This window comes from Streptomyces aureus (genome assembly GCF_000725495.1).
In the GTDB taxonomy this organism is placed as follows: domain Bacteria; phylum Actinomycetota; class Actinomycetes; order Streptomycetales; family Streptomycetaceae; genus Streptomyces; species Streptomyces aureus_B.
The window spans coordinates 310,964-317,517 of record NZ_KL647041.1 but is presented as its reverse complement, the minus strand read 5'-3'; the positions used below and the strand labels follow the sequence as shown (position 1 = coordinate 317,517).

At 69.7% G+C, this 6,554-nt stretch carries 5 protein-coding genes and 1 rRNA gene; 1 reads left to right on the top strand and 5 read right to left on the bottom strand.

Annotated elements, in window-relative coordinates; all coding sequences use genetic code 11:
* A 16S ribosomal RNA gene (locus IO36_RS41125) occupies positions 1–94 on the bottom strand; the annotation flags it as partial.
* Positions 95–626: 532 nt separating this feature from the next.
* Positions 627–1,634 carry a stage II sporulation protein M gene (locus IO36_RS41120; RefSeq protein WP_037628277.1) on the bottom strand — a complete coding sequence of 336 codons (1,008 nt, stop codon included), beginning with the start codon at positions 1,632–1,634 and terminating at the stop codon, positions 627–629.
* Between the two features lie 129 nt (positions 1,635–1,763).
* On the opposite strand from IO36_RS41120, the gene IO36_RS41115 reads away from it, so the two are divergent.
* Complete coding sequence (locus IO36_RS41115; RefSeq protein WP_107065926.1) at positions 1,764–2,789, top strand: RDD family protein; 1,026 nt, start codon at positions 1,764–1,766, stop codon at positions 2,787–2,789.
* A 53-nt stretch (positions 2,790–2,842) separates the two neighbouring features.
* On the opposite strand, the gene IO36_RS41110 is transcribed toward IO36_RS41115, so the two are convergent.
* The 3 genes from IO36_RS41110 to IO36_RS41100 all read right to left on the bottom strand — a co-directional run bounded on the left by IO36_RS41110 (position 2,843) and on the right by IO36_RS41100 (position 6,431).
* A complete protein-coding gene (locus IO36_RS41110) occupies positions 2,843–3,499 on the bottom strand; it encodes a hypothetical protein (protein ID WP_037628276.1) in 657 nt (218 codons plus the stop codon).
* Positions 3,500–3,599: 100 nt separating this feature from the next.
* Complete coding sequence (ahcY, locus tag IO36_RS41105; protein ID WP_037628275.1) at positions 3,600–5,057, bottom strand: adenosylhomocysteinase; 1,458 nt, start codon at positions 5,055–5,057, stop codon at positions 3,600–3,602.
* A gap of 393 nt (positions 5,058–5,450) precedes the next feature.
* A complete protein-coding gene (locus IO36_RS41100) occupies positions 5,451–6,431 on the bottom strand; it encodes a cation diffusion facilitator family transporter (protein ID WP_037628274.1) in 981 nt (326 codons plus the stop codon).
* Positions 6,432–6,554 lie beyond the last annotated feature (123 nt).

The following is a 6,554-nucleotide window of genomic DNA, read 5'->3' as shown; positions in this document are numbered from 1 at the left end:
CACTAATCCCCACCGAAGTGGTTCATCGTTCGACTTGCATGTGTTAAGCACGCCGCCAGCGTTCGTCCTGAGCCAGGATCAAACTCTCCGTGAATGTTTTCCCGTAATCGGGACGACACCACGAGAGCGGAACCAGAGGGAGGAATAATCCCTCGGTTCACAGCGTCCTCGCTGTGCGCCACCCTCTCGGGCTTTCCTCCGGGCGCTTCCCTTCGGTCTTGCGTTTCCGACTCTATCAGACCGTTTCCGTATCCGATTTCCTCGGTGCTTTCCAGGTTCTCGCTTTCGCGTTTCCCTTTCCGGCGAGTCCGACTCTATCAGATCCTTTCGGGCCTGATTTCCTCGGTGCTTCCAAGGCGATCCGCTTTCGCGTTTTCCTTTTCGGCGGGTCCGACTTTATCAGAATCTTGGGGGCCGGATTGACCGGCAGCCATTTCTGAATCATCGGGAGTGGCTTCTTCTGAATCGACGTGTCGATTTACTTGAGAAGCGAGCAGACTCTAACCGCTGCCACCGGACGTGTCCAGTTCTAGGCAACTGTTCGAATCTACCTCCCCGCTCAACCCGTGTCAACGAGTTTTCTGGGGTGACGAGAAGGCTAGCAGGTCAACAGGGCGCCGCGCACATCAAGCGGCCGTCGGCAGAGTGGCGCTTCGCTCGGACGCCGAGACGTCGCCCGTCTCGCCGGAGCGGGCCGCGCGTCCCCCGAGGACGAAGACGTACGCGAGGAACGCCAGCTCGGCGGTGATGCCGATGCCGATGCGGGCCCAGGTGGGCAGGCCCGAGGGCGTCACGAAGCCTTCGATGGCGCCCGAGACGAAGAGGACCAGCGCGAGACCTATCGCCATGCCCAGCGCGGCGCGGCCCTCCTCCGCGAGGGCGGTGCGCCGGGTTCGCGGGCCCGGGTCGATCACGGTCCAGCCCAGCTTCAGTCCCGTGCCCGCGGCGACGAACACCGCGGTCAGTTCGAGCAGGCCGTGCGGGAGGACGAGCCCGAGGAAGGTGTCGAGACGGCCGGCCGACGTCATCAGGCCGATGCCCACCCCCAGGTTGAGCATGTTCTCGAAGAGGATCCACAGGACCGGCAGGCCCAGGAAGACGCCCAGGACCAGGCACATGGCGGCGGCCTCGGCGTTGTTCGTCCACACCTGGGCGGCGAAGGCGGCGGCCGGATGGCTGGAGTAGTAGGTCTCGTACTCACCGCCGGGACGGGTGAGCGACCTCAGTTCCTGGGGGGCCGCGATGGCGGCCTGGACCTCGGGATGGGCGCCGATCCACCACCCCAGGAGGGCGGCTATCGCCGTGGAGACCAGGGCCGTGGGCACCCACCAGTGGCGGGAGCGGTAGACGGCGGCGGGAAAGCCGTGCGTCAGGAAGCGGGTGACATCGCGCCAGGAGGCCCGGCGGGTGCCGGTCACGGCACTGCGCGCGCGGGCCACCAACTGGCTGAGGCGCCCGGTCAGCTGGGGATCGGGCGCACTGGACTGGATCAGCGAGAGATGGGTGGCGGTCCGCTGGTACAGGGTGACGAGTTCATCGGCCTCGGCCCCGTTGAGGCGGCGCTGGCGGCGCAGCAGGGCGTCGAGTCTGTCCCACTCGCTCCGGTGGGCGGAGACGAAGACGTCGAGGTCCATCGGTTTGCCTGCTCCTCGGCTGCGCTCGGGGGCTCATCGTGGATGTCAGCTTGTCCTACTGGGGCGCGGTGCACCCTCAGCTTGGCAGACTGGCGGTTGTCGGGGCAGGTCAGGGGAAGGGCGGCACGCGTGAGTGAGCTGGTGACGGGCGAGGCAGTGGCATTGGAGCTGCGGCCCGCGAAACTGCCGAGCCGGGCGCTCGCCGTGGTGCTCGATCTGGCCGTGGCGCTGACGGTGTACATCGTCGTGACCATCGGTCTGGTCGCCTCGACCGCCGCGCTGGACGACGCGGCGCAGATCGCCGTCTCGATCGCGAGTTTCCTGCTGGTGCTGGTCGGCGGCCCGATCGCCGTGGAGACGCTGAGTCATGGCCGCTCGCTGGGGAAGCTGGCGTGCGGGCTGCGGGTGGTGCGGGACGACGGCGGGCCGATCCGGTTCCGGCACGCTCTGGTGCGGGGCGCGGTGGGCGTGGTCGAGATCCTGATGACGTTCGGGATCGTCGCGTGCATCGCCTCGCTGGTGTCGGAGCGCGGGCGGCGGCTGGGGGACGTGTTCGCCGGGACGCTGGTCGTGCGGGAGCGGATACCGGTGGGACAGATGCCGTACGTGCCCCCGCCGCCGCCGTGGCTGGCGGGGCGGTTCGCGGAGCTCGACCTGTCCGGCGTGCCGGACGGACTGTGGCTGGCCGTACGCCAGTACCTGACGCGGATGCAGCAGCTCGATCCGCAGATAGGCGGGGCGATGGCGGAACGGCTCGCGGCGGATCTCGCCGCCCGGACCGGGGCTCCCGCTCCGTACGGTGTGCCGGCGGGGGCGTATCTCGCGGCTGTCGTGCAGGAGCGTCAGACCCGGGAGGCCCGTCGGACGTTCGGTGCCGCTCCGGGCGGCTTCGCGGCCCCCGCCCCCGGCGCTCATCCGCCCGCCCGGCCGGGCGGGCCCGTCGGCACCCCCTTCCAGCCACCGGCTCCCTCCGGCCACCCCTTCCAGCCGGGGGTTCCCTCCGGCCACCCCCACTACTCCCCGCCTCAGGGGCCCGCCGTCCACACCGGCCCCGCCACCCCGGGCGCCCAGGCTTCCCCGGCCCCCGGTGCTGCCCCGCAGCCGCCCGTTGCGGAGGAGCAGCGGCCTTCGACGGGCTTCGCGCCGCCCGCGTAGCCGACTCGGCGCGTGGTCAGGCGGCGACGGAAGCGAACAGGACGGCACCGCCGTCAGGTGAACACCGACGGCGGTGATTCGAGGTGTTCCAGTTCGATGCCGGGGGCGGCGAGCACCACGTCCCCGGCGATGTGCACGGCGTGCTGTTCCCCGGTGTCCAGCGCGGTGACCTGGTATTCGTCCACAGTCAGCGGACCGTTGTCGGTCGCGTGTGTTTCGCTTGCGATCAAGGCCCAGGACTGGTCGAGGGTGCGCGGGGCGAGGGCCTGGCCGGTGAAGGCGACGAGGCGGACACGGGTCGCCGAGGGGGTGTCGGAGGGGGCGGGGCGAAGGAGACGGGCGGTGGCGACGAGGAAGGCGGGGGAGGTACCGGTGAAGGCGTGGGCGGGCACGTTGCCTTCGGTGGCCTCGGTCCCGGTGGGGTCGGTGCGGACCCAGGTGACGCCGTCGAGGGCGGCGCCCCGGACCTGCCAGCCCCCCGCGTGCAGTTCGAGCCGGATGGGGCGGCCGAGATCGTCGAGGGCGAGATCGACGGAGCCGGTGACCGTCGGTGATCCGGGCTCGGGGAGGCCGTCGGGCGTGGTGCCGGACGGGGTCGTGAGCTGGGAGACGTAGCGCCAGCCGGAGGGGCCGGGCGCGCAGTGGAAGTGTTCGTCGGCGAGGGGGGTGTGATCGTGCGGATCATGGAGCGAATAGCGGCCACGGGGCATGGGCGTTCAGGTCCTCATCGGGGACAGGCCCCCGCCGGGAGGGCGAGGGCCTGCTGACATCCGGACGCCGAGCGGTGGTGCCGCTGCTCGGCGGGTGTGCTCAGTAGCGGTAGTGGTCCGACTTGTACGGGCCCTCGACCTCGACACCGATGTACGAGGCCTGCTCCGGGCGGAGCGTCGTCAGCTTGACGCCGAGGGCGTCGAGGTGAAGACGGGCGACCTTCTCGTCGAGGTGCTTGGGCAGCACGTAGACGTCGGTCGGGTACTCCTCGGGCTTGGTGAACAGCTCGATCTGGGCCAGGGTCTGGTCCGCGAAGGAGTTGGACATCACGAACGAGGGGTGGCCGGTGGCGTTGCCCAGGTTCAGCAGGCGGCCCTCGGACAGCACGATGATGACCTTGCCGTCGGGGAACTTCCAGGTGTGGACCTGGGGCTTGACCTCGTCCTTGACGATGCCCTCGATCTTCGCGAGGCCGGCCATGTCGATCTCGTTGTCGAAGTGGCCGATGTTCCCGACGATCGCCTGGTGCTTCATCTTGGCCATGTCGGCGGCCATGATGATGTCCTTGTTGCCGGTCGTGGTGACGAAGATGTCGGCCTTGTCGATGACCTCGTCCAGCGTCGTGACCTGGTAACCGTCCATCGCCGCCTGCAGCGCGCAGATCGGGTCGATCTCGGTGATGATCACGCGGGCGCCCTGGCCGCGCAGGGACTCGGCGCAGCCCTTGCCGACGTCGCCGTAGCCGCAGACGACGGCGGTCTTGCCGCCGATCAGGGTGTCGGTGGCGCGGTTGATGCCGTCGATCAGGGAGTGGCGGCAGCCGTACTTGTTGTCGAACTTCGACTTGGTGACGGCGTCGTTCACGTTGATCGCCGGGAACAGCAGGGTGCCGTCACGGTGCATCTCGTACAGGCGGTGGACGCCGGTGGTGGTCTCCTCGGTCACTCCGCGGATCTCGGAGGAGAGCTGGGTCCACTTCTGCGAGCCGTCCGTGATGGTGCGGTGCAGGAGTTCGAGGATGACGCGGTGCTCGTCGGACTCGGCGGTGTCGACCGAGGGGACCTTGCCGTCCTTCTCGTACTCGACGCCCTTGTGGACGAGGAGGGTGGCGTCACCACCGTCGTCGAGGATCATGTTCGGGCCGCCGGTGGGGCTGTTCGGCCAGGTCAGCGCCTGCTCCGTGCACCACCAGTACTCCTCCAGGGTCTCACCCTTCCAGGCGAAGACCGGGATGCCCTGCGGGTTGTCGGGCGTGCCGTTCGGGCCGACCGCGACGGCGGCGGCCGCGTGGTCCTGGGTGGAGAAGATGTTGCAGGACACCCAGCGGACCTCGGCGCCCAGGGCGACCAGGGTCTCGATCAGGACGGCGGTCTGCACGGTCATGTGCAGCGAGCCCATGATCCGGGCGCCGGCCAGGGGCTGCGCCTCGGCGAACTCCTTGCGGATCGACATCAGGCCGGGCATCTCGTGCTCGGCGAGGGTGATCTCCTTGCGGCCGAAGTCGGCCAGGGAGAGGTCGGCGACCTTGAAGTCCTGTCGGCTGTCGACAGTCGTCATTGAGTGCTGCTCCTCGGTATCGGGGCGAGGTGGGTAGGGCTGTTCTGCGCGGCGGCGGCACGTGCGCGTGCCCGACCGGGACACGGACGTACACCAGCGGGACACGGGTGTGCCCGGTGCGCGCAGCGCAGTCCGTCGGAGGCCCTCTCTCCCTCGGCCGGTCCGCGGTGGGACCGCCCGACCGCCATCAGCAGCGACGTCTGGCTCAGTCACCAAGCTACACCGACGGGCGTGTCCCTCCCCAGTCCACCTCCGGACAGAGCGGCCTCCATCGGCCGGAACGGGAGGGATCGGCGCAGGTGCCGGCGGGTCGGGCCGGTCGCACAAAAGCGGAACGCCGCCGGGGCCCGTCCGGGTTCTCGGACAGGCCCGGCGGCGCGGGAGCGGTCGGGATCAGTGACCGTCGAGCGACGGCGTCGGTCCTCCGGGCGTCGCGGCGGGGTCCGGGCCCGCGGCCGCCGCGGCGTCGCTGTAGATGTCCGGCTCCAGGTAGATCACCCGGGCGATCGGCACGGCGGCGCGGATGCGGGCCTCGGCGGCGTCGATCGCCCGGGCGACCTCGGCGGCCGTGTCGTCGTGCCGGACGGCGATCTTCGCGGCGATCAGCAGTTCCTCGGGGCCGAGGTGGAGCGTGCGCATGTGGATGATGCCGGTGACGGTGTCGCCGTCGACCGTCGCGGCCTCGATCTTCGCCGTCTCCTCCGGGCCCGCGGCCTCGCCGAGCAGGAGGGACTTGGTCTCCGCGGCCAGCACCAGCGCGATCAGGATGAGCAGGACACCGATGCAGACCGTGCCGATGCCGTCCCAGACGCCGTCACCGGTGAGGAGGGCGAGGCCGACGCCGCCGAGGGCGAGGACCAGACCGATGAGCGCGCCGAAGTCCTCCAGGAGGACGACCGGCAGTTCGGGGGCCTTGGCGCGGCGGATGAACTGGGACCAGGAGTGCGAGCCGCGCAGCTCGTTGGACTCCTTGATGGCCGTGCGGAAGGAGAAGCCCTCGGCGATGATCGCGAACACCAGCACGCCGACCGGCCAGTACCAGTGCTCGATCTCGTGCGGGTGCACGATCTTCTCGTAGCCCTCGTAGACGGCGAACATGCCACCGACGGAGAAAAGGACGATCGAGACCAGGAAGGCGTAGATGTAGCGCTCGCGGCCGTAGCCGAAGGGGTGCTGCGGGGTCGCCGCGCGCTGGGCCTTCTTGCCGCCGATCAGCAGCAGCGCCTGGTTGCCGGAGTCGGCGACCGAGTGAACGCCCTCGGCGAGCATCGAGGAGGAGCCGCTGAACGCGAACGCCACGAACTTCGATACCGCGATCGCGAGGTTGGCGCCGAGTGCCGCCACGATCGCTTTGGTGCCGCCTGAAGCGCTCATCTGCTCCTGCTGTCCCTTCGTACGCCGTCCGGACCCGTTCGTACCCTCGTACCCCGCCCGGTCCGGGCTTTGCCCGCCCTTTGAAGTGGGCCATTCTTGCAGCCCGGTCCGTGGCCGGCGCGC

What these genes read in the sequence shown, in the direction of transcription:
- IO36_RS41120 (WP_037628277.1), bottom strand. Translation starts at nt 1,634, where the DNA reads ATGGACCTCGACGTCTTCGTCTCCGCCCACCGGAGCGAGTGGGACAGA.
- IO36_RS41100 (WP_037628274.1), bottom strand. Translation starts at nt 6,431, where the DNA reads ATGAGCGCTTCAGGCGGCACCAAAGCGATCGTGGCGGCACTCGGCGCC.
- ahcY (WP_037628275.1), bottom strand. Translation starts at nt 5,057, where the DNA reads ATGACGACTGTCGACAGCCGACAGGACTTCAAGGTCGCCGACCTCTCC.
- IO36_RS41110 (WP_037628276.1), bottom strand. Translation starts at nt 3,499, where the DNA reads ATGCCCCGTGGCCGCTATTCGCTCCATGATCCGCACGATCACACCCCC.